The sequence below is a fragment of the Sulfurihydrogenibium sp. YO3AOP1 genome, assembly GCF_000020325.1.
In the GTDB taxonomy this organism is placed as follows: Bacteria; Aquificota; Aquificia; order Aquificales; family Hydrogenothermaceae; genus Sulfurihydrogenibium.
The window spans coordinates 712,116-735,402 of the sequence record NC_010730.1 but is presented as its reverse complement, the minus strand read 5'-3'; the positions used below and the strand labels follow the sequence as shown (position 1 = coordinate 735,402).

Sequence of the window (23,287 nt, the reverse complement as noted above, 5' to 3'; positions counted from 1 at the left end):
CTTGGAAAGTCAGGAGAAAAAGGAAAGTTTAGAGATAAAGCCAACTATTTCATGCTCCTGTGGTCCAATATCTCTAAGTGAAGAAAAAAACGCTGAATGTTATCAGTGTGGAATTCCAATCACTGGAAGACCTCTAAAATTTGAAGTAAATGGTAAGATGGAAGATTTTTGCTGTTTTGGATGTTATCTAATAAATAAAACCACCGGTCTTCGTGGTGATGAAGGCACGGCAATGGCTTTCCTTGGAAAGTTTGGATTTGGCTATTTCCTTGCAATGATCGTAATGATGCTTAGCACTTATATATACGGCTCTCATTTTGTTGACCCAAACGACAAAGAAATGCAGCTTTTCACAGGATTTATCAAATACGTAATCCTTGTTTTATCCACTCCTGTTATGCTGATTCTTGGCGTTCCTATTCTTAAAAACTCTTTTTCAAAAGAAAATTTATTAAACTTTAATACAGATACGCTTATTGCCATTGGCTCGTTCTCTGCTTACTTTCTTTCTGTTTATTCAGTTTTAACCGGTAAGAATGCAATATATTTTGAAACCGCAACAATGATTTTAGTTTTAGTAACATTTGGAAGATATTTAGAGACATCTTCAAGAGTAAAAGCTTCAAACTTTATGAAACAGCTTATGGACCTAACAGCAAAAAAAGCAACGATTATTAAAAACGATGTAGAAGTTGAAGTTCCTGTTGAAGAGGTTAAAGTTGGAGATGTAGTTAAAATTCGTCCGGGTGAAAAAGTGCCAGCTGATGGTGTGATAATAGAAGGAATTGGTCATGTTGATGAATCGGTTTTAACTGGAGAGATAAACCCGGTGTTGAAAAAATCCGGGGATTATCTGTATGCTGGAACAACTGTTTTAGATGGGAGTTTTAAGATAAAGGTTGATAAACCACAATCACAGTGGACGTTAAACAGATTCATTGAGATAATGAAGCAAATAAGAAATACAAAAGCTCCAATAAACAGAATAGCTGACAGAATAGCTTTTTACTTTTTGCCGATAGTTTTTTTCTTATCAATATCTTCATTTATCTACTGGTATGTAAACGCCGGGTTTGAAAAGGCTTTAATTGTGTTTTTATCTGTATTACTTATATCTTGTCCTTGTGCGTTTAGTATTGGTGCCCCTTTGGCTCTATGGCTTGGACTTGGTCAAGCAATGAAAGAAGGAATCATTGTTAAAGGTGCGGATGTTCTTGAAAAAATAGCATCTGTTAAAAAAGTGTTTTTTGATAAAACAGGAACGATTACAGAAAGAATAATGGAAGTTTCAAAGACGTTCTTTAAAAATGATGAAGCAAAAGATATTTTTTATTCCTTAGAGAAAAATTCAGAACATCCTTTGGCTGTAAGCTTTGTAAAATGGTGTAAAGATTGTAAAGAGTTGAAAGTAGAAAATTTTAAAGTCCATTACGGGCTTGGTGTTTCTGGTGAAATAAACGGCAAAAAATACTATCTCGGAAGTCAAGAGTTTTTAAAAGATGTTCAAATTGATGAGAATATAAAAAGTCTAATCAATCAAGCATTAGAAAATGGAGAGATTATAACATATTTGACAGATGGAAAAGAAATTCTTGCAGTTGCGACATTTTCTCAAAAAATCAGACCGGAAGCAAAAATAGCATTTGACGCTCTCAAAAAGTTAAAAGTAGAGACAGAAGTTTTGACAGGAGACTCTGAATATTTTGCAAAAGTTTTAAAGAAAGTTCTTGATATAGAAAATGTTAGAGCAAACCTTAAACCGGAAGATAAATTAAGATTTATAGAAGAAGAAAAAAACAAAGGAAAAACCGTTGCGATGGTTGGGGATGGTATAAATGATGCTCCGGCTTTAGCAAAGGCAGATATAGGAATTGCTATGGGTTGTGGAACAGACCTAACAAGAGAATCAGCCAACGTTAGCCTGATAAGTGATAATTTAAGAAAAATTCCACTGCTTATAATCTTGGCAAGAAAGGTTAAAAGAGTAATTTATACGAATATGTTTTGGGCTTTCATTTACAATATAATAGGAATGGGTCTTGCAATAACCGGACATCTAAACCCAATTTTTGCAGCTCTTGCAATGGTATTAAGCAGTGTATTTGTAATAGGGAACTCTTTAAGAGTCAAGATAAGTTAGGTTTTAGAAAAGTGACGGGTGATGTGTAAAAATTTTATCAATATCTCGCATCTTACTTATTCACTTTCTTACTTCTCACTTTCTTTAAAAGAGGAGATCCTTCGGACTAAAGTCCTCAGGATGACAGAAAAAGCCTGAATAATAAACATTAAAGGAAGGATAACCTTAGATGTCATTCTGAGCGAAGCGAAGAATCTCCTTTTCTCTTCTTGCCCATTCAAATCACTTTCTTATCTCTTACGTAATCTGTATCCATACTAAAAATCTCTTTATTTTTGAACTACCTCACCTGACGTGTATATTATATAATTAAAAATTTTATAAAGGCTGTTAAAGATGCAAGTAAGATTGAATAAATATATAGCACAAAGTGGAATATGTAGCAGAAGAAAGGCAGATGAGCTTATAAAAGAAGGAAAGGTTAAAGTAAATGGAGAAATTATCAAAGACTTAGGAGCTAAAATAAATCCAGAAAAAGATATAGTAGAAGTTGAAGGTAATATCATAAAACCGGTAGAGAAAAAGATTTACATAAAAATCTACAAACCTGTTGGCTATCTTTCAGCAGTTGGAAAAGATAAGTTTGGAAGAAAAACATTGACAGATTTGCTTAAAGAATTAAATATCAAAGAAAACTTATTTCCTGTTGGAAGGCTTGATTATAATAGCGAAGGTCTTTTAATCTTAACAAACGATGGTGAGTTTGCAAACAAAATTGCCCATCCAAAGCATAAAATCAAAAAAGTCTATCACGTAGAAGTGGTTCCAAAAGTTGACGAAGAAACACTAAATCAGATGAAAAAAGGAGCTATTTTAGAAGACGGCTTTTTTAAGCCAGATAAAGTTGAAATCTTAAAACACACAAAAGATAGTACGTGGCTACTTTTTGAAATTCATAGCGGAAAAAAGAGAATCTTAAGAAGATATGTAAGTAAATTTAATCATAAAGTAAAAAGACTTGTCCGTGTTAAAATAGATAGCATTTCTATTGAAAACTTAAAGCCACATCAATTTAAACATTTAACAGACAAAGAGGTAAGGTCAATCTATGAAAGAGATAGTGCTGAGTAATGGAAAATTTTTTGTTAATATAGATAAAAACTTTGCTATTAGAGACTTTTACTTTCCTTACATTGGAATGTATAATCATTTAAACTCAGAGGCAAACTCTATTGGTGTATACGTAAACGGTAGGTTTAAATGGATTGATGACTCTTGGGAGAAAAAATTTAGCTACTGTGAAAACTCATTAGTTGCGAATTTAGAAGCTAAATCTGATGAGCTTGGCATCAAACTAAACTTTAAATCAGCTATTCATAAATATTCAGATATATTAATCCATCAAATCCAGATTACAAATCTAACAGAGGAAGAAAAGGAAGTAAAAATATTTTTTTATCATGGATTTAAATTAAATGAATCTGAAATTGGTAATACTGCATACTACGACCCAAAATTAAAAGGTTTGATTCATTACAAAGGCGCAACGTATATTTATATCTCGTCTCAAAGTAGCAATTTTGAATATACCGTCTCAAAGAAAAATCATACATCCGGCTCTTGGTTAGAGATTGAAAGAGGTCATTTAAGCAGAAATAAGATAGTTCAAGGAGAGATTGATAGTGCTTGGGCAATAGTTGAAAATCTAAAACCTTTGGAAAATAAAACAGTTTACTACTATCTTTTAGTTGGTCATCGTTATGATGATATAGTTAAATTGAAAAATAAAGTAAGCAATGAAGGATTACAGCATTTACTTGAAGAGACACAAGAGTTTTGGCAAGGTTGGATAAAGACAAAAGACAGGCTACTACCAGCTTTATCTAAAAATATAAAAGACTTATATTATCAAAGTCTTTTAATCATTCGTGCTCACTTTGACAATAACGGTGCTATCGTTGCCGCAAATGATACATCAATTTATAAATTCAACAAAGACCATTACAGCTATCTTTGGCCAAGGGATGGTGCTTTTATTGTTATGTCTCTTGATAATGCAGGATATACAAACTTAACACAAAGATTTTTTAAATTCTGTAAACAGCATATAACAGATGAAGGATTTCTTCTTCATAAATATTCTCCAGATGGAACAGCAGGTTCATCATGGCATCCTTGGTGTGACGATGATGAAAATTATCAGCTTCCAATCCAAGAAGATGAGACAGCTTTAGTGGTGGTTGCTTTATACAATCATTATTTAAATAGCAAAGATATTGAGTTTGTGGACTATATGTATAACGGATTTGTCAGAAAGGCTGCAAACTTTATGGTTAAATATACAGACCCACAGTTAAACCTTCCCCTTGAAAGCTATGATTTATGGGAAGAAAGAAGAGGTATTTTTACTTATACAACATCAACAGTATACGCAGGTTTAATTGCTGCATCCAAGCTTGCTATACTTGTAGGAAATAAAGAAGAGTCTGTTTTGTACAATCAAAAAGCTGAAGAAATCAGAAATGGAATTTTGACACATCTTTATGATGAAGAAGAAGGAAGATTTTTAAGAGGAATATACAGAGATAAAAACGGAAATATCATTAAGGATAAAACTGTAGAAAGTAGTTTGCTTCTTGTTCATGAATTTGGCGTGATAGACCCAGAAGATTATAGAATGGTTAATACTGTAAGGACAGTAGAGGATAGGCTTTGGATAAAAAATGGGATTGGTGGTCTTGCAAGATATGAAAACGATTACTATCACAAAGTGTCTGATGATACACCAGGAAATCCTTGGATAATAACTACTTTATGGCTTGCTAACTGGTATACGCAGGTTGGATTGTTTGATAGAGCATTTCAGCTGATTAACTGGGTGATAAAGAGAAAAACTCAGGCTGGATTGTTGGCAGAGCAGTTCCATCCATTCACAGGAGAGCCGTTATCTGTATGTCCTTTAACATGGTCTCATTCTTCGTTTTGCTATTCAATACAAAAATTGAATAAGAGATTGATTGAAGACAAAACACCAGATTATGTGATGGCTTAAAAAAAGACAAACAATAGTTGTATATTATTTCCTACCGTACCTTGGGTGAGAAATTAGTGATTTTTATAGAATTTAAAAAGTAGGTCCTTCGGACTAAAGTCCTCAGGATGACAGGGAAATCTTGAATAGTAAGCACTAGAAAAAAAGGTAATCTTATTCGTCATTCTGAGCGAAGCGAAGAATCTCATATTTTTATTGAATTTCTCACACAACGTATAGTTGTATTTCCTACCATATTAAAATATATCGGGTTAATACGTCCCACTTCTTGCCTTTTACTATATGTACAGGGCAGTTTATGAACTGTCCCCAACATCCATCAATCCTTCACTTTTTCACTTTTGATAAAACATTCGACAATCTCTAAATCCTTAAAATAAGTAATCTTGAAATTAAAAAAACTGCCCTCATTTACAGTAATTCTATAACCAAGCTTTTCCATCAAAGCTGAGTCATCTGTTGCTAAAATATTATTCTCTAATGCATACTCATGAGCTTTTAAGAGCTTTTTAAAATCAAAAACTTGGGGTGTTTGAATTATATAAATTTCATCTCTATTTAAAGTTTCAACAATTTTATTATTTATCACTCTCTTTATTGTATCCGGAGACCTATAAGCAGTAATAGAACCGTCCCAGCCAGCTTTAACATTTTTAATCCCATCTCTAAACATATTTACAGTAGCAAAAGGACGTGCAGAGTCATGAATTGCCACAATATCACAATCTGCAATTGCTCTTAAGCCATTATATACAGAAAACTGTCTTTCGCTACCACCCTCGACCTTTATTATTTTTTTGGAAGATTTTATCTCAATATCCAAATCCTCTTTTGGTAAAACAACCACTACAAAATCTATCTCTTCCACCTTTTCTATCGTTTTTAAAGAGTATTCAAAAATCTTTAAACCATTTATTTCTAAAAATTGTTTTTTTGCACCAAATCTATTGCCTTTCCCACCTGCTAAAAGTATGCATCCTATCATATTGCACTCCAAAGGATTTAAAATATAATTATAAATCAATTAATTAAGTAGAGGTAAAGTTATGGAGCTTACAAGAGAAGAAATAGAAAAATTAATAAAAGAAGGGAAAGATTTAGACTTTTCTTTTATGGACTTAGAAGGTATTAATCTATCTGGTTTAGACTTATCAAACGCAACTTTTACTGGTACAAATTTGAAAAATGCAAATTTAGAGGGTGCAAATTTAGAAGGTGCTTTTATTGCTGATGCTAATTTTGAAAATGCAAACTTGAAAGATGCAAATTTACACAAAGCAGTTTTGCAAAGAGTAAATCTAAGAAATGCAAATTTTGAAAATGCTAACTTATTTAGAACGGCTATTTTAGTAAGCGATGCATCAAAAAGTAATTTTAAAAATGCCAATATGTTAAACGTTAGACTTGAAGATTGCAAATTTACAGAAGCTGTGTTTGATTATGTAGATATGAGACACTCTAATGTAAGAGGTTCAGATTTTCAAAAAGCTTCTTTTGTAATGACAAAATTTAGCTTTAGTGATTTTAGAAAAACTAAATTAGCTGGTACTTGGTTTGAAAATGTTGAAGCGGAAGAGGTTTTAGTTTATGGTAGAAAGCCATGGCTTGAAGGTTCAAAAGCAGAAGTCAATTATTCAAAAATACTTCCAAGCAACTTTGATGATTAACAGATGATAAAAATTCCGAAAGTTTTAACGATTGCTGGCTCTGATAGTGGTGGTGGTGCAGGCATTCAAGCAGATTTAAAGACCATGACATCTTTGGGTGTATATGGAATGTCTGCCATTACATCCATCACAGTTCAAAACACTGTTGGAGTTTTTGGTGTGTATGATTTACCACCGCAAGTAGTATACGACCAAATAAAAGTGGTTGCAGAAGATATTGGCATTGATTCTGCAAAGACTGGAATGCTATCAAATGCTGGTATAGTTGAGGCAGTAGCTAAAGCTGTAAAAGATTTTAAAATTCCAAATTTAGTGGTTGATACCGTGACGAGGTCTAAGTCTGGAGACCCGTTGTTAAAAGTTGCCGACGAGCAGATTTTAAAAGAAAAAATAATTCCGTTAGCAGTTTTAATCACTCCAAACATTCCTGAAGCTGAAAGCTTGATAGGATTTAAAATAAAATCCTTAGAAGATGTAGAAAAAGCTTGTAAAAAACTCTACTCAGATGGTGCTAATGCAGTGCTTTTAAAAGGCGGTCATGGTGAGGGTGATAAAATTATTGATGTGTTTTATGATGGAAGCAGATTTGAATATCTTATATCAGAAAGAATAAACACAAAAAATACACATGGCACAGGTTGCACTTTATCTGCCGCAATCTCTTCATACCTTGCAAAAGGATACAGTCTTTTAGATGCTGTAAAGAATGCTAAGGACTACGTCCATAATGCAATTAAACACTCTTTAGATATTGGTCATGGACATGGACCTTTAAATCATATGTGGCAGTTTTATAAAGATTTTCAATAGTTTTCAAACATAAATATCAATATGTCCTTCTTCTGTATTCTCTTTCTCAGGCTTTGGAATAGGAGGCGTTTTTTCATTTACTTTCTTATTTCTTTTTCTAATAAACTCTCTTTTTGAATCAACATCACTTATAGGTTTAACTTCATAAACTTTTTCTATGTTGAAATCATCCATGATTAAATCCTCGAGTTTTAGTTGTTGATAAATTTAACTGAAAAATTTATTATTTCAAAGTTTTTGATTATCCTTTATAATCAAGTTTTTTCTAAACTCTTCTATTGTGAATAACAAAATAGCGAAAGGAATTAAAATCAGCCAAATTTTTATTGGAATTGGGTAAGTTGAAAATATTTTATTTCCTAAAGGATGGTAAACTATGAAAATTTGCAATAGAATCTCAAAAAGTATTCCAAAAATTAAGAATTTGTTTGAGAATAAACCTATTTTAAAAACTGGCTCTTTAAAAGTCCGAGAAGCAAATCCATTTGCCACTTGAGTAATTACAATCCCAGTTAAACAAGCTGTGGTTGCTTGCATATATAAAATATTTGATGAAGAAATTGGTTCGTTCCAATGCCATCCACCTGAATAAAGGACATAAAAGAAACCAAATAAACCAGCTGCTGCCTCTATAGGTCCAAGAATCAAAAAAGACCTTATAAGAATAAAAGAATCTATAAGCCTTTCTTTGTGACTCCTTGGTGGTTTTTTCATTACTTCTTTGGTTGGTTTTTCAGCTCCAAGGGCAAGACCTGGAAGTATATCTGTTCCTAAGTCTATAGCAAGAACCTGCATGATTTTTAAAGGAAGAGGTATTCTAAAAATAGCATATGCTATGTATGGAATTAATTCGGCTACATTTGATGTAAAGAAATAAGAAATAAATTTTTTAATGTTTTCATAAATAGTTCTTCCTTCTTCAATTGCAGAAATTATAGTAGCAAAGTTATCATCAAGGAGAATTATTTCAGCAACTTCTTTAGCAACATCAGTTCCACTTCCCATGGCAATACCGATATCAGCTTTTTTTAAAGCAGGTGTATCATTTACACCATCTCCAGTAACAGCAACTCTTTCTCCCATTTCTTGTAATAGAGTAACAATTCTAAGTTTATCTGCTGGAGACATTCTTGTAAAAATAATTTCTTTTGAAGAGAGCTTATTTTTAAGCTCATTATCACTTAATTTATGAAACTCTTCACTTTCAATAATGACAGGATTTCTTTTTACAAGCCCAATTTCTTTTGATATCGCCAATGCTGTCCTACTTGCATCACCTGTAATTAAGATTATTTTTATCCCTGCTTCATGGGCTGTTTTTATAGCATCTTTGACTCCCGGTCTTGGTGGGTCTTCTAATCCTACTAAACCAACAAAAACCATATCTTTTTCAGGCCAAGTTTCAGAAAAAGCAAAACACAAAACACGCAAACCTTTGTCCATCAATTCATTATTTTTATTTAAAATCTTCTGCTTTAGACTTTCATCTAAAATAATTTTTTCTCCTTTTATTAATGCATACTTACATAATGGTAAAACTTTTTCTACTGCCCCTTTGGTAAGAAATATTCTTCTTCCATTTATTATATTTCCCGTTGTCATCATTTTTCTTTCATAATCAAAAGGAATTTCTAAAAACCTTTCTGCATTAATATCCCCATACTTTTCTCTAACGTATTTCAATAGAGCAACTTCTGTTGGATCTCCTTTATATTCATTATTTACAATCTCAGCATTATTGCAAAGATAAGCAATTTTCATTAACATATCTTTTGAACTTTCATCAAATATCCAAACATCTTTAACAGCCATTTTATTTTGTGTTATAGTACCTGTTTTATCAGTGCATATAACAGTTATACTCCCTAAAGCTTCTACTGCTGTCAATGTTTTAACAAGAGCATTTCTTCTTAACATTCTTTGACTTCCTATAGCAAGCGAAAGTGTTACGGTTGGAAGCATCCCTTCAGGAACCAAAGCAACTATAACACCAATCGCAAAAATAAAGTTTTCAGTAAAATTCCTTCCAATAAAACTACCGATAACAAAAAAGATAATTCCTATTGAAATAGCAACTAAGGCTATGATTTTTGATGTTTTTGTGATTTCTTTTTGAAGCGGTGTTTCTTCAGCTTGAACAGTTTGCGTAAGATGTGCAATTTTTCCAAACTCAGTATTCATGCCGGTTGCAAAAACAACCGCTTTACCACTTCCTGAAATAACCATACTTCCAGCAAAAGCTACATTATTGCTCTTGATTAATTCTCCAAAGAAAGGTTTACATGTAAGAACTATAGGAATAGATTCTCCTGTAAGAGGTGCATTATTTACTGTGAGAGAATTTGACTCTATAACCCTTGCATCTGCCGGAACTTTATCTCCTTCTGAAAGAATAATTATGTCTCCTGGAACAAGCTCCGTTGCAGAGATTTCTTTTTCAATACCATCTCTTATCACTCTACAACGGCGAGGAACCAAAAGTCTAAGCTTTTCAATAGATTTTTCAGCTTTATACTCTTGAATAAAAGCAAAGACAGCGTTTATAACAATAACCAAAATTATCGCAAAACCAAGACTTTTCATTTCTTCCGCAGGATTAATTAAATCTGAAAGGAATGCTAAGCCTGCAGCAACCCATAAAATGATTGCAAAAAAATGAGTAAACTGACGTAAAAACTTAAAAATGATAGGAGATTTTTTAACTTCCTCAATTTCATTATATCCATATTGAGAAAGTCGCTTTTTAGCTTCTTTTTCTGTAAGACCTTTTTCCGAGGTCTTAAGTAATGAAAAAACCTCTTCTTTAGAAACTTCATTTATTTTCATATTTTATCACAATGTTTGATTGTTTTGTATTCATTATACTATTTTAGGAAAAATTTAACCAAATTTGCTACCTTTTAAAACTTAAAACGAGAGAACTACATTTTTTATATGTATGAATAAACCTATGTGTTTGTCATTACTGTAAACATGGACACATAATATACACAGAAGTGAAGAATATCATAGTTTTCAATTTTCTCAAACTTGCAGAGAGTGTTCCAAAATTTTTGTAAGTTTACCCTTGCCCATCATCATGAGGACTTTAGTCAAAAGGATCTCCTCTTTTGATTTTTTTTTGAAAAGAAAAATAGGAGATTTTTCGCCGACTTCAGAATGACATCTTTGAGTTGAGATTCTTCGCTTACACTCAAGAATGACGCTGTAGAGGCATAAAGGCAGAGATTCTTCAGATGGCTTTAAAATGACGGTCAAAAGGTTAATTAATTTTTAGATTTAGTTAAAATTTTAAAGTACCCTTCAAACTTGCATGACTTATATAAAATAGTGTAAAATAAGTATAATGGTATTCCCGTTTTTAAAAACAAGGAGGAACAATTGGAGATTTCGGAAGAACCATTTTACCTACCGATACTTATTTTACCATTAATTTTATCATTCATTCCAAGATTTTCTTTAATTCTTCAAAGCTTACTAAGTTTGATATTACTTATAATTTCCATAAGTTTGATACTTTCAAGGACTGATTTTATAGTTTCATTTCAATCTGTTATTCCTTTCTTAACATTTAGCTATAAAGTGGATAATCTAAGTCTGTTTTTTGTTGGGCTTGTGTCTTTGTTATCTTTTGCTTCATCAATATATTCTGTTTCTTATATTAAAGAATTTGAAAATCAAAAAGTTTTAACGTTTTTATATAACTTGTTTATTTTTTCTATGATTATGGTGATTTTATCTGCAAACGTTCCTACCTTTTTGATTTGGTGGGAGATAATGTCCGTCGTTTCTTTCTTGCTTGTTATTTTTGACTATAAAAAGCAAGAGAATTTAAACGCCGGGATTTTTTATATATTTATGACACATCTTGGAACAACTTTTATAATCATCTCTTTTATACTGCTTTATATCTACTCCGGCAGTCTTGAGTTTAAAGATTTTGTAAATGTAAATTTGCCTGAAGATGTAAAATTTTTAGTATTTTTAACTTCTTTGATTGGCTTTGGGACAAAGGCCGGTATTTTTCTGCTTCATTTTTGGCTTCCAAAGGCTCATCCTGTTGCTCCTTCTAATGTTTCCGCTTTAATGTCTGGGGTAATGATAAAAACGGCTATATACATGCTCATAAGATTTTATTTTGAGTTTTTAAAGGATATGCCTGTAGCTTTTGGATACATTGTTTTATTCATTGGGGCTTTGTCTGCAATCTATGGAATTCTGTATGCTTACGTACAAACAGATATTAAAAAGATGCTGGCTTACTCTTCTATGGAAAATATCGGAATAATCTTAATTGCTGTTGGTCTTGCTATGATTTTTAAATCTTCCCATGTATGGATTTTAATGGGAATATCTTTTATTGCTGTCTTGTACCATACTTTAAACCATACGGTGTTTAAGGGTTTATTATTCTTAGGGGCTGGTTCTGTCTTATTTAAAACACATACTAAAAATATGGAAGAGCTTGGCGGTTTAAATAAAATTATGCCAAAGACTGGAATTTTATTTTTAATTGGTATTCTTGGAATAACCGCTTTACCACCGTTTAATGGGTTTGTCAGCGAATGGCTTATCTACCAATCTTTGTTATTTGGCAGTAAGTTAAACTATGAGTTTATATCTTTTACAATGCCTTTGTTTGCTTCTGTTTTGGCTTTAACCGGGGCTTTTGCTCTTGGTAGCTTTGCTAAACTCTATGGAACTGTATTTCTTGGAATAGGAAGAACAGACAAAGTTAAAAAGGCTTCAGAATCTGACGGTTTTATGCTTACAGGAATGGGATTTTTGGCTTTTATGGTTGTAATCTTAGGCTTGATTCCTATTTTACCTGTTTATGTCATTGATGAAGTTTTAAAACAGACAGCATCTTTTTCTATATACAACTACATAATCTATAAAAACGGCTTACTGCTAATCTCAACAGATTACGACTTTGGAAGAATTTCAACTTCAATTTTAGCCATAGCCGGAATTGTTATTTTTGTAATTACCTACTTCTTGATTAGAAAAATAGGAAATGGCAATGTGAGAGAATACGAGACTTGGGCTTGTGGTCTTGGAGAAAGCAATCTTACAGTTAAAGCTCAGTACAGTGCATCCGGATTTTCTCAGCCTATCAGAAGAATTTTATCTTTTGTTTATAAAATCAAAGAGAGTCTATCTTTCAGTGGCAAAAAATATTTTCTTCCAAAGAAGACTTACAAATTGGAAATCATAGATAGAATAGAAGATCTAGCTTTATCTCTTACAGATATCTTTATCAAGATTGTTTTAAAAGTAAGGTATTTCATTCAACCTGGAATTATTCATGTTTACATTGCATACATCATTCTTACTTTGATTGCCTTTATTTTCTATGCTGTGAGGTAGTGATGGAAAATATAGTTATTGGGCTTTTACAGTTTGTTATTTTAGTAGCTATCTCTCCATTTATAAAAACGTTTATTCATAAAATAAAATGCATTTTGAGAGGTCAAAAAGGACCTCCTTTGACACAAGCTTATAAAGATATTTACAGACTTTTTAAAAAGGAAGTTGTGATTTCAAAAGATGCTTCTTTTATATCAAGAATGGCTCCTTACGTAGTTTTTGTTTCTACATTATGGGCTGCAACATTTTTACCTGTGATTAATAAGTACACTTTACTGAATTTTACAGGAGACATAATAGCTTTGGCTTATATTTTGGCTCTTGGTGTGTTTTTTATAGCTTTGTATGGTATGGATCAAGCAAGTGCATTTGGTGGGCTTGGTTCAAGTAGGGAGATTACAATAGCTGCATTGTCTGAAGCTTCTTTTATGCTTATAATCTTTACCTTTGCTCTTCAAACCGGAAGTACAAATATAGGAGAGATTTTTGAGAAGGTTCATCAGTTTGGCATCTCACATGTTCCTGTTTCCGTAGCCTTTGCTTTGATATCTTTGTTGATAGTATCTTTGGCTGAAAATGCAAGAATTCCATTTGATAATCCTGAAACACACTTGGAACTTACAATGGTTCATGAAGCTATGATTTTAGAAGCATCCGGGAGACATTTAGCACTTTTTGAGCTGTCTTCATACATAAAGCTGACTATATTTTTAACTTTGGCGTCAAATCTTTTCTTTCCTCTTGGATTTTATAAAGATACTTCAATCTTATTCATTATATTAGGTGTTGTTGTATATATTTTAAAGATGCTTCTATTTGCTGTACCTGTTGCTTTGATTGAGATGAGCATGGCTAAATTTAGATTTTTCAGAGTGCCTGAAATTCTTACACTGGCTTTCATACTTTCGTTGATTTCTTTGATTATTTACAACACGTGAGGTTTGGCAGATGATTAAATTTTTAGTTGAATTTTTCGGGGCTATGTCTCTTTTCCTTGCAATAGCTCAGTTATCAAGCAATAGACTGAATCTTTCTATAAAGATTTATCAGCTTCAATCTGTGTTTCTTTCAATGTCTATCTTGTTTATTGGGATTGTATCTTCTGAATTTGAATTATATATTTCAAGCTTTTTAAACTTTCTAATTAAAGTTATTCTTATACCATTCTTTTTATTTAAAGTAGTTGAAAAGATTAAGCTTGATAGGGAAGTTTCAATGTATCTGAACATTACAAACTCTTTACTTTTTTCAATTTTAATAGTTATATTCTCGTTTTATATCTCCAACAAGATTGATATAACAGGCGAGGTTATAGCAAAACAGATTTTTCCGTTATCCTTAGGAATTATCTTTATTGGAATTTTCATCATGATTTCAAGAAAAAAAGCCTTATCTCAGATTATTGGTTTTTTGACAATGGAAAATGGAATACTTCTTGCCGGAACTTCTCTAACAAAAGGTATGCCGATGATAGTCGAAATTGGAGTATTTTTTGACGTTTTTGTTGGTGTTTTGATGGCTGGTGTGCTTGTATTTCAAATTAAAACTACTATTGAAAACATTGATACATCAAGACTATCAGACCTTAAGGAGTAAAGATGGAATTTATAATTGGTTTGCAACTTATCTGGGCTGTTGTTAGCTACTTTCTAAATCTTAGATTTGTGTATTTTGTTCAAATTGGAATTACTTTTATAAATTTGATTCTTGGATACAGCTTAATCTCTAAGATAAACAATCCACAAGATAGAATTTATGAGCTTAATAGTTTGCTGTTTCTTGATTCTTTAAACTCAATACTGCTTTTAGTTATCTTAACCATCTCGTTTTTTGTTTCTGTATACAGCGTCGGATATATGAAAAGAGAGTTAAAGGGTGGTATATCAGAAAAAAAGGTAAATGAGTATTACTTTTGGATGAATTTATTTATCTTTGCTATGCTTGTAGTCACACTGTCAAATAACTTTGGTATTTTATGGATTGCAATAGAAGGTACAACCTTAGCGACAGCATTTTTGATTAGTTATTATAGAAATAAAGAGGCTGTTGAAGCTGGTTGGAAGTATATAATGCTTTGCTCTATTGGAATAGGTCTTGCATTGTTTGGCATCATTCTTCTTTATTACAGTTCTTTCTCGGTACTGGGACATGGATTACAGTCTTTAAACTGGACTAATATTTACGATGTAAGCAGTAGGCTCAATCCAAAACTTTTAATGCTCGCGTTTATATTTGTATTGGTTGGATTTGGAACAAAGGTTGGATTTGCTCCACTACATTTTTGGCTTCCTGACGCCCACTCACAAGCTCCAACACCTATAAGTGCTTTAATGTCTGGTGTTTTATTAAACTGTGCCTTTTATTCTATACTTAGAGTTCAGGCAATCATAAACAACAATGGCTATGGTTATAATACTTCAAAATATTTAATGTTCTTTGGTGTTTTGACTGTTGTAGTTTCAGCGTTGTTTATCATTCGTCAGGTTGATTATAAAAGACTGCTTGCTTACTCATCTATGGAGCATATGGCTATAATTGCTTTTGCATTTTCTGTAAATACTAAGTTAAGCATTTTTGCAGGAGTTTATCATCTTATAAATCATGCTATTGTAAAAACTTCAATATTTATGACAGTTGGAAGTATTTTAACTTCTTTTCATACAAGGGATATATTCAGCATAAGAGGGCTTTTTAAAGCGTTGCCTTACACTTCTATAGCTTTGATTTTGTCAATGTTTGCTATCACTGGAACTCCGCCGTTTAGCATCTTTATGTCTAAGCTTTTTATTTTAATATCTTCTTTTAAAGCTGGTTTTATAATTCCTTCCATCATCTTGATGTTAGCGTTAGTTTTAATCTTTGGTGGATTTATCTATCACTTTTTAAACATGCTTATGGGAGATACTGATAAAAGATACAAAGAAGACCTATTGATACTATTACCGCCGTTTGTTTTACTCTTTCTATCACTTGTTTTATCTTTTTATATTCCTGAAAAAGTTTTGATGCTGATTAACAACATACCTGAAATTTTAGGAGTTAAAAATGGTTGAGGAACTTTTAAAGCCTATAAAAGATTTAATAACAGATTATAGCTTTAACACTGAAAACGAAATAGTTATTCATACATCAGATTTTAACTTAGCTAAAGTATCTCAGTATTTATTTAGAGATTTGGATTGTGAGCTTGCGACAGTAGTAGCAACAGATGATGATGATAGATTTTCTGATGACCGCTGTTTTACTATAAGATATGTCTACTCTTATCATAAAAAGAATGTATTTTTTATTGTAGAAAATAAAGTTAAAGAAAGGTTTAATTCACTTGCTAACATAATACCTGCTTTAAACTGGTACGAAAGAGAAATTAGAGATATGTTTGGGCTTGTCCCACTTAACCATCCAGACCCAAGACCTTTGGTTTTGTTTCCGGAAAATTTTCCGTCGGATTTACATCCTTTAAGAAAGGATTTTGATATAAAAACAAGACCGGAGTTTAAAAGCTATGGAAAGTATGAATACAAAGAAGTTGAAGGAGAGGGAGTATTTAATATACTTGTAGGACCTATTCATGCAGGCATCATAGAGCCGGGACATTTTAGATTTTCTCTTGCAGGTGAACATATTTTACAGCTTGAAATAAGGCATTTTTGGAAGCATAGAGGAGTAGAAAAACTCGCTGAAGGTAAAACGGCAGAAGAAGTTTTAGAGATTGTTCCAAAAGTATCAGGAGACCATTCTTACGCACATACATTGGCTTATGTTCAAGCTATAGAAAAGCTTTCTAATACAGAAATTCCAAAAAGGGCTAAATATATAAGAGTTTTATTTGCTGAGCTTGAGAGGTTAATGTGTAATCTAAACGATGTAGCTTGGCTTTTTCAAGATGTAGCATACAGCTTTGGTGCACAAGGTATGTTTATTTTAAAAGAAGAAGTGATGAGATTAAACAAAGCTCTTACAGGAAATAGATTTAATAAAAACGTTCTTAAAATCGGCGGTGTATCTGTAGATTTAAACCAAGAAAAGATAAATCTTATCATAGATAAACTTGGCTACATTACCGATAAGTTTGAATTTTATAAAAAAATAATTTTTGATTCTGCTTCTATTCTTGATAGATTCGAAACGACAGGAAGAATACTTTACGAAACGGTCAAAGAGCTTTCCTGCATAGGTTATACTGCACGAGCTTCTGACTTAAAATCAGACATAAGAAAAGAACATCCATATCTTATATACGATAAATTAACATTTACAAGTCAAACTTTTGAAGAAGGAGACTGCTTTGCAAGATTAAAATGCAGGCTATCAGACATAGAAGACAGTATTTCTATTATAAAAGAAGTTTTATCAGATTTACCAGATGGAGAGATTTTTACACAGTCAAATCCACTGCCAGCCAATAGATGGACTCTTGGATACAGCGAAGGACAGAGAGGAAATATTATGTACTTTGTTAAAACAGATAAGGAAGGAAAAATAGACAGACTAAAAATCAGAGACCCATCTTTCAACAACTGGCAGGCTATACAGTGGGCAGTTTTAGGAGATATTGTTGCAGATTTTCCACTTGTAAATAAAAGTTTAAATTTAAGCTACGCAGGAACGGATCTGTGAGGTGTAAAGATGTTTAGAATCTTTAAAGAAAGGCTCAAAGAAGGAATAAAGGCAGAAGAGATTAAAATCAGAGACGAAAATGTTGAAATTCTTGGGAAACAGTTAAAAGAAAAAATAGATAAATACTTTCAAGGAAGTTTTGCCATCAGAGAGGTTGACAGTGGCTCATGCAATGCCTGTGAGTATGAAATATCAGCTTTATCAAATCCTTATTATGACATAGAAAGGTTTGGAGTAAAGTTTGTTGCATCACCAAAACATGCAGACGCTATAATGATTACCGGCTGTCTTACAAGAAATATGTATGAAGCAGTGATGAAAGCATACGAAAATGTTCCAAATCCTAAATTTATTATTGCTGTAGGAGATTGTGCATTGGATGGTGGAACCTTTAAAGGTAGCTATGCAGTGATGGATGGAATAAAAGATAAACTTCCGATAGATATTTGGATAAAAGGCTGTCCACCAGAGCCAATAGATATAATTTCTGGTTTGCTGATTCTTTTAAATAAAAAGTTTGAAGACCGTTAATATTAGAGAAAGGTTGAATGATAGGCACCAGAAGAAGGATAACCTTAGATGTCATTCTGCAGCCGGCGAAGAATCTCATGTTTTTACTGAATTTCTCACCCGACGTGTAATGACTATTTTTCTTAAATCATTCTAAGGTTGGTCAAAGTGGCAAATTAAGTTTAATCCCTATAACGTCACGCATTTCATAAACTAAATTCTGGTTTAAAATACTTACAAAGACAAATTTAGAGGATTTAATGGAAACAAAGAAAATATACAAATTCATAATTTTAATGGGTTTTGTTAGTCTGTTTGGAGATACAGTATATGAAGGAACAAAAGGAATAGCTGGACCTTATCTATACAGTCTTGGAGCATCGTTATTTATAGTAAGTTTTACAGCAGGACTTGGAGAATTCTTAGGCTATACTTTGAGATTTATATCTGGCTATTTTTCAGATAAATATAAAACATACTGGATTTTTACATTCATTGGATATGGATTAATAGCATCTATTCCACTTTTAGCACTGGTTGATAGATGGGATATAGCAGTTTTATTTATTCTGTTAGAAAGAATAGGTAAAGGAATTAGAAGTTCTGCAAGAGATGCGATAATCTCTTTTGCAACAAGCAATATAGGAAGAGGGTTAGGATTTGGAATTCATGAAGCTTTTGATAGATTAGGTTCTATTATAGGACCGCTTATATTCTTAGCTTCCTTTGGATTAACCGGGAGTTATAAAACAGGTTTTCTTGTCATGCTTATTCCTTTTATAATGCTAATGATGTGTTTGATTTTAGCATATAAAATATTACCCAATCCTTCTGTTATGGAAAAGCCACAAGATAAACCATATGACTCAAAAATCCTTTACATGTACATGCTTTTTAGCTTTTTTGCTATCATCTCATTTCCGCAATATCCGGTAATTTCTTATCATTTAAAAATGCACAATATTTTTAACGAACAAATAATAGTTTTACTTTACACTATTGCTATGGTCTTTGATTTAATTTTCTCATTATTGGTAGGAAGGTTTTATGACAAACGGAAATTTAAAGTTTTATTTTTAGTACCTATTGCAACGTTTGTACTACCAATTTTTACATTCCAAGATTCAAAATTTTTAGCAGTTTTAGGAATTGTTTTATATGGTTTTATTATGGCTTTTCATCAAAGTGTTATGAGGGCAGCGATAGCTGATTTAACTTCTATTTCTAAAAGAGGAACTGTTTATGGTTTATTTAATCTAATTTTTGGAGTTGGCTATCTTTTAGGTGGTATCTTTATAGGCTACCTATACAATTTTGGCTATTTTTATATAATGATTTTTGCTTTATTGAGCCAGATTCTTTCGATGTATTTTTTAATAAAGCTGAACCATAAATATTAAAGCTAATTGCTAATTAAAAATCATCTCTTATAAAGACCATAAGTGAAACCATAAGAAATTGTATGCTTATTAATATATCTTTCAACTTCTTCTCTTGATAATTCTGCCGGCAATCCTAAACTTTCAACATCTAAAGCAAATACTTTGAAAAAGTATCTATGAGGCTTTCCTCTTGGTGGGCAAGGACCACCATATCCAATTTTTCCAAAATCATTTTGTCCCTGCTTAATATTTCCAACAACCGATTTTTTAGGAAAATTTTCTTTAAGTTCCAATACATTTGATGGAATGTCATAAACTATCCAATGGGTAAAAGTTCCTATTGGAGCATCCGGGTCATCCATTATGATTGCATAACTTTTTGCATTTTCAACCTTACTCCAAGATATGTGCGGAGAGATATCAAGCCCATCGCACGTGTATTGGGTAGGTATAAAATCTCCTTCTTTAAAAGAATATGAATAAACTTTCATCTTTTCTACTCCTTTAGATAAACCCAAAACAAATAAGCTTAAAAAAATTACCAATATAAACTTTTTCATAAATTTGGACTTGCTTTTACAATAATATTTGAGATATCACACATCTCTTTACCTATTAGATAAACAATATCATCAAGACTAACAATTCCTGTCATTTTTCCATCTTTATCTACCACAGGATATCTTCTAACTCCTTCCTGTTTAACTATTTCAAGAGCTTCAAAAATACCTAAATCTTCCTGTAAACATATTGGGTCTTTTGTCATCAATTCAGAAACTTTTACTTCTGAAGGATTGATTCCTTTGTTAACTAATCTAACCACAATATCTCTGTCTGTTAATATTCCTACGGGCTTTCCATCCTCAACTACAACTACACTTCCTACATTTCTTGAAGCCATAATACCAGCTACCTCTTTAATGGATGCATCTTGAGAAATTGATATAAACTCTTTTCTGGAAATACTTTTAATTGACATTTCAGACCCTCCAAATTTTACTCTCTAAAAGAAAGTTTATATCAAAAAATTCAATTTTCAACATATTAAAAAATTTTTATAAAAATCCAATTTAGCCTTGATAAATCAAACAGCGTTATATTTTTCTTGACTTAAAAATCAAACAATGTTATATTTTTTATGCAAAAAATTTTTAGGGAGGTTAAAAATGTCAAAGGCAACTATTGTTTGGACAAAGATTGACGAAGCACCGGCTCTTGCAACTTATTCTTTACTACCAATCATGAGAGCTTTTACAAAAGGTGCAGACGTTGAAATTGAGTTAAGAGATATTTCTTTATCAGGAAGAGTTATAGCGTTATTCCCAGAGTATTTAAAAGAAGACCAAAGAATTCCAGATGAGCTTTCTTATTTAGGAGAGCTCGTTTGGAAACCAGAAGCTAACATTATGAAGCTTCCAAACATCTCTGCATCTGTTCCTCAGCTTATAGCAACAATAAAAGAATTACAATCTCAAGGATACAACCTTCCAGATTTTCCAGAAGACCCAAAGACAGAAGAAGAGAAGGCAATTAGAGAAAGATATATGAAAGCTGTTGGCTCTGTAGTAAACCCTGTTTTAAGACAAGGAAATTCAGACAGAAGACTTTCTAAATCTGTTAAAGAATATGCTAAAAAATTCCCACATAAAATGAAAGCTGTTAGCCCTAACTCCAAGGCTCATGTAGCTCATATGTTAGGTGGAGATTTTTATGAAAACGAAAAATCAGTTACTATCAAAAAAGATACAACAATAAGATATGAATTTGTTAACAAAAATGGAGAAGTTAAAGTATTAAAAGATGGTGTTAAGGTATCTGTTGGCGATGTTGTAGATGGAACATTCTTAAGCAGAAGAAAGTTAAGAGACTTTTATGAAAAAGTAATTGAAAGAACTAAAGAAGATGATATTCTTTTCTCTTTACACTTAAAAGCAACAATGATGAAAGTTTCTGACCCTGTAATGTTTGGGGATGCTATAAGAGTTTATTTTAAAGAATTATTTGAAAAATTTGGAAAAGAGCTTGAAGAAATAGGGTTTAATCCAAATAACGGTCTTGCAGATTTAGAAGCTAAATTATCTAAGTTGCCAGAAGATAAACAAGCTGCAATCAAGAAAACAATTGAAGAAATCTACCAAAAAAGACCAAGAATGTATATGGTAGATTCAGACAAAGGAATTACAAACTTACACAGACCAAACGACGTAATCGTTGACGCATCCGTTCCAGCTGTTATTAAAAATGGTTTACAAGGCTGGGGTCCAAAAGGTGAAGAAGATGACTGCGTAATCACAATCCCAGATAGAAGCTATGCAAGAATGTATAAAGAAATAGTTGAAGATATTAAAACTAACGGGCAGTTTGACCCTGCAACCATTGGAAGCGTTGCAAACGTAGGTTTAATGGCAATGGGAGCTGAAGAGTATGGTTCTCACGACAAAACATTCTTCCCACCAGAAGATGGAAAAATCAGAATCGTTGACGAAGAAGGCAATGTATTAATCGAACATGAACTTGAAGCAGGAGATATTTATAGAAGCTGTATCACAAGAGATATAGCAATCAGAGACTGGATAAAATTAGCTGTTAACAGGGCAAAAGAAAGCGGTGAGCCAATAGTATTTTGGCTTGATAAATACAGAGCTCACGACAGAGAACTTATAGAAAAAGTAAGAGAGGAGCTTCCAAAATACGATTTATCCGATGTTGAGTGGTACATCAAATCTCCAGAAGATGCTATGAAATTTACATTAAAAAGATTTAGAGCTGGTTTAAATACTATTTCTGTAACCGGTAACGTTTTAAGAGACTACTTGACAGACCTATTCCCAATCATTGAGGTAGGTACATCAGCAAGGTCTTTATCAATCGTTCCATTGATTGCTGGCGGTGGTGTATTTGAAACAGGTGCTGGTGGCTCTGCTCCTAAGCACGTAGAACAATTCTTAAAAGAAGGACACTTAAGATGGGATAGTCTTGGAGAGTTCCTCGCATTCGTTGAATCATTAAAATTAGCTTACAAACAATTAAAAACATTGCATGGAAAGGATAATCCAAGAATATTGGTTCTTGCAGAAACCTTAGATAAAGCAGTACAAAAATATCTTGAAAATAACAAAACACCGGGAAGAAAAGTTGGTCAGCTTGATAATAGAGGTTCTCACTTCTACCTTGCTATGTATTGGGCAGAGGCTTTAGCTACTCAGGATAAAGACCCAGAATTGGCTAAGAAATTTGAAAAAGTATTTGCCGACTTAAAAGAAAATGAGCAAAAAATCCTTCAAGAAATAGCAGATTCTGAAGGTAAACCACAAGACATAGGCGGATACTACCATCCAGACGATGCAAAAGCTGAAAAAGCAATGAGACCAAGCGAAACATTCAATAGAATAATAGATTCTATATAAAACATTCAACACTCCCTCCCTTAGGGGAGGGGACTTTAATTATCTAATTTTAAGTAAGAGAAGATTCTTCAATTTACAGTCTCAGGATAATAGTCACAGATTGATTAATAGGTATCAGGAAAGGATAATCTTACTTGTCAACTGACAAGAATCTATTGCTTTTGTTAAATTTCTCATACAAGATATCGATAAAAAAAGAGAGTTCTAAAATTCCTGCAAGCTTACTTTTCCGTGTCATCCTCCTGAGGGCTTTAGTCCGAAGGATTTTCTCTTTTGATTTTTTGATGAAAAGAAAAACGGAGATTCTTCGCTGACGCTCATAATGACATCTTTGAGGTCAGGATTCTTTGCCGGCTGCAGAATGACGATATTGGTTTTTGCAAGCATTC

Annotated in this window: 19 protein-coding genes; 13 read left to right on the top strand and 6 right to left on the bottom strand. The window is 32.4% G+C overall.

Annotated features, from left to right (window positions below; translation table 11 throughout):
* The first annotated feature begins 1 nt into the window (after nt 1).
* The 3 genes from SYO3AOP1_RS03670 to SYO3AOP1_RS03660 all read left to right on the top strand — a co-directional run bounded on the left by SYO3AOP1_RS03670 (nt 2) and on the right by SYO3AOP1_RS03660 (nt 5,132).
* The gene (locus SYO3AOP1_RS03670; protein ID WP_012459424.1) at nt 2–2,140 is read left to right on the top strand and encodes a cation-translocating P-type ATPase; all 2,139 of its coding nucleotides are present in this window, start codon (nt 2–4) and stop codon (nt 2,138–2,140) included.
* Nucleotides 2,141–2,476: 336 nt separating this feature from the next.
* Nucleotides 2,477–3,211 (top strand): pseudouridine synthase, encoded by a 735-nt coding sequence (locus SYO3AOP1_RS03665; protein ID WP_012459423.1) that lies wholly within the window; start codon nt 2,477–2,479, stop codon nt 3,209–3,211.
* Nucleotides 3,189–5,132, top strand: coding sequence for a glycoside hydrolase family 15 protein (locus SYO3AOP1_RS03660; RefSeq protein ID WP_012459422.1), 1,944 nt, complete (start codon nt 3,189–3,191; stop codon nt 5,130–5,132). Before SYO3AOP1_RS03665 ends, SYO3AOP1_RS03660 begins: the two co-directional genes overlap by 23 nt.
* A 319-nt stretch (nt 5,133–5,451) precedes the next feature.
* Here SYO3AOP1_RS03660 and ispD read toward each other — a convergent pair whose 3' ends face one another.
* Entirely contained in the window at nt 5,452–6,117 is a 666-nt protein-coding gene (ispD, locus tag SYO3AOP1_RS03655; protein ID WP_012459421.1) for a 2-C-methyl-D-erythritol 4-phosphate cytidylyltransferase, read from the bottom strand.
* Between the two features lie 61 nt (nt 6,118–6,178).
* Between ispD and SYO3AOP1_RS03650 the strand changes: the two genes are divergently transcribed.
* A complete protein-coding gene (locus SYO3AOP1_RS03650; RefSeq protein ID WP_012459420.1) occupies nt 6,179–6,799 on the top strand; it encodes a pentapeptide repeat-containing protein in 621 nt (206 codons plus the stop codon).
* Nucleotides 6,800–6,802: 3 nt separating this feature from the next.
* Nucleotides 6,803–7,609 (top strand): bifunctional hydroxymethylpyrimidine kinase/phosphomethylpyrimidine kinase, encoded by an 807-nt coding sequence (gene thiD, locus SYO3AOP1_RS03645; RefSeq protein ID WP_012459419.1) that lies wholly within the window; start codon nt 6,803–6,805, stop codon nt 7,607–7,609.
* A gap of 3 nt (nt 7,610–7,612) precedes the next feature.
* Here the strand turns inward: thiD and SYO3AOP1_RS09400 are convergent, their stop codons facing one another.
* Both SYO3AOP1_RS09400 and SYO3AOP1_RS03640 read right to left on the bottom strand, forming a co-directional pair.
* Nucleotides 7,613–7,783, bottom strand: coding sequence for a hypothetical protein (locus tag SYO3AOP1_RS09400; protein ID WP_012459418.1), 171 nt, complete (start codon nt 7,781–7,783; stop codon nt 7,613–7,615).
* 54 nt (nt 7,784–7,837) lie between these two features.
* The gene (locus tag SYO3AOP1_RS03640) at nt 7,838–10,435 is read right to left on the bottom strand and encodes a cation-transporting P-type ATPase (RefSeq protein ID WP_012459417.1); all 2,598 of its coding nucleotides are present in this window, start codon (nt 10,433–10,435) and stop codon (nt 7,838–7,840) included.
* Between the two features lie 555 nt (nt 10,436–10,990).
* On the opposite strand from SYO3AOP1_RS03640, the gene SYO3AOP1_RS03635 reads away from it, so the two are divergent.
* The 7 genes from SYO3AOP1_RS03635 (at nt 10,991) to SYO3AOP1_RS03605 (ending at nt 19,509) form a co-directional block, all read left to right on the top strand.
* Entirely contained in the window at nt 10,991–12,979 is a 1,989-nt protein-coding gene (locus tag SYO3AOP1_RS03635) for a proton-conducting transporter membrane subunit (RefSeq protein WP_012459416.1), read from the top strand.
* 2 nt (nt 12,980–12,981) lie between these two features.
* Entirely contained in the window at nt 12,982–13,917 is a 936-nt protein-coding gene (locus SYO3AOP1_RS03630) for an NADH-quinone oxidoreductase subunit H (protein ID WP_012459415.1), read from the top strand.
* A 10-nt stretch (nt 13,918–13,927) separates the two neighbouring features.
* A complete protein-coding gene (locus SYO3AOP1_RS03625; RefSeq protein ID WP_012459414.1) occupies nt 13,928–14,575 on the top strand; it encodes a hydrogenase in 648 nt (215 codons plus the stop codon).
* Nucleotides 14,576–14,577: 2 nt separating this feature from the next.
* Nucleotides 14,578–16,032, top strand: coding sequence for a hydrogenase 4 subunit F (locus tag SYO3AOP1_RS03620; RefSeq protein ID WP_012459413.1), 1,455 nt, complete (start codon nt 14,578–14,580; stop codon nt 16,030–16,032).
* Nucleotides 16,025–17,599: an NADH-quinone oxidoreductase subunit C gene (locus SYO3AOP1_RS03615; protein ID WP_012459412.1), complete on the top strand. Its 1,575-nt coding sequence runs from the start codon at nt 16,025–16,027 to the stop codon at nt 17,597–17,599. Before SYO3AOP1_RS03620 ends, SYO3AOP1_RS03615 begins: the two co-directional genes overlap by 8 nt.
* A 9-nt stretch (nt 17,600–17,608) precedes the next feature.
* Nucleotides 17,609–18,130, top strand: a complete 522-nt coding sequence (gene nuoB / locus SYO3AOP1_RS03610) for an NADH-quinone oxidoreductase subunit NuoB (RefSeq protein WP_012459411.1) — start codon at nt 17,609–17,611, stop codon at nt 18,128–18,130.
* Between the two features lie 239 nt (nt 18,131–18,369).
* Nucleotides 18,370–19,509: an MFS transporter gene (locus SYO3AOP1_RS03605; protein ID WP_012459410.1), complete on the top strand. Its 1,140-nt coding sequence runs from the start codon at nt 18,370–18,372 to the stop codon at nt 19,507–19,509.
* 20 nt (nt 19,510–19,529) lie between these two features.
* Here the strand turns inward: SYO3AOP1_RS03605 and SYO3AOP1_RS03600 are convergent, their stop codons facing one another.
* Nucleotides 19,530–19,982 carry a YbhB/YbcL family Raf kinase inhibitor-like protein gene (locus tag SYO3AOP1_RS03600; protein ID WP_049751921.1) on the bottom strand — a complete coding sequence of 151 codons (453 nt, stop codon included), beginning with the start codon at nt 19,980–19,982 and terminating at the stop codon, nt 19,530–19,532.
* 65 nt (nt 19,983–20,047) lie between these two features.
* On the bottom strand, nt 20,048–20,470 hold the full coding sequence (locus SYO3AOP1_RS03595) for a CBS domain-containing protein (RefSeq protein WP_012459408.1): 423 nt from the start codon (nt 20,468–20,470) through the stop codon (nt 20,048–20,050).
* 187 nt (nt 20,471–20,657) lie between these two features.
* On the opposite strand from SYO3AOP1_RS03595, the gene SYO3AOP1_RS03590 reads away from it, so the two are divergent.
* Nucleotides 20,658–22,898, top strand: a complete 2,241-nt coding sequence (locus tag SYO3AOP1_RS03590) for an NADP-dependent isocitrate dehydrogenase (RefSeq protein WP_012459407.1) — start codon at nt 20,658–20,660, stop codon at nt 22,896–22,898.
* Between the two features lie 234 nt (nt 22,899–23,132).
* Here SYO3AOP1_RS03590 and SYO3AOP1_RS09330 read toward each other — a convergent pair whose 3' ends face one another.
* Nucleotides 23,133–23,285 carry a hypothetical protein gene (locus SYO3AOP1_RS09330; RefSeq protein WP_156769243.1) on the bottom strand — a complete coding sequence of 51 codons (153 nt, stop codon included), beginning with the start codon at nt 23,283–23,285 and terminating at the stop codon, nt 23,133–23,135.
* Nucleotides 23,286–23,287: the final 2 nt, after the last annotated feature.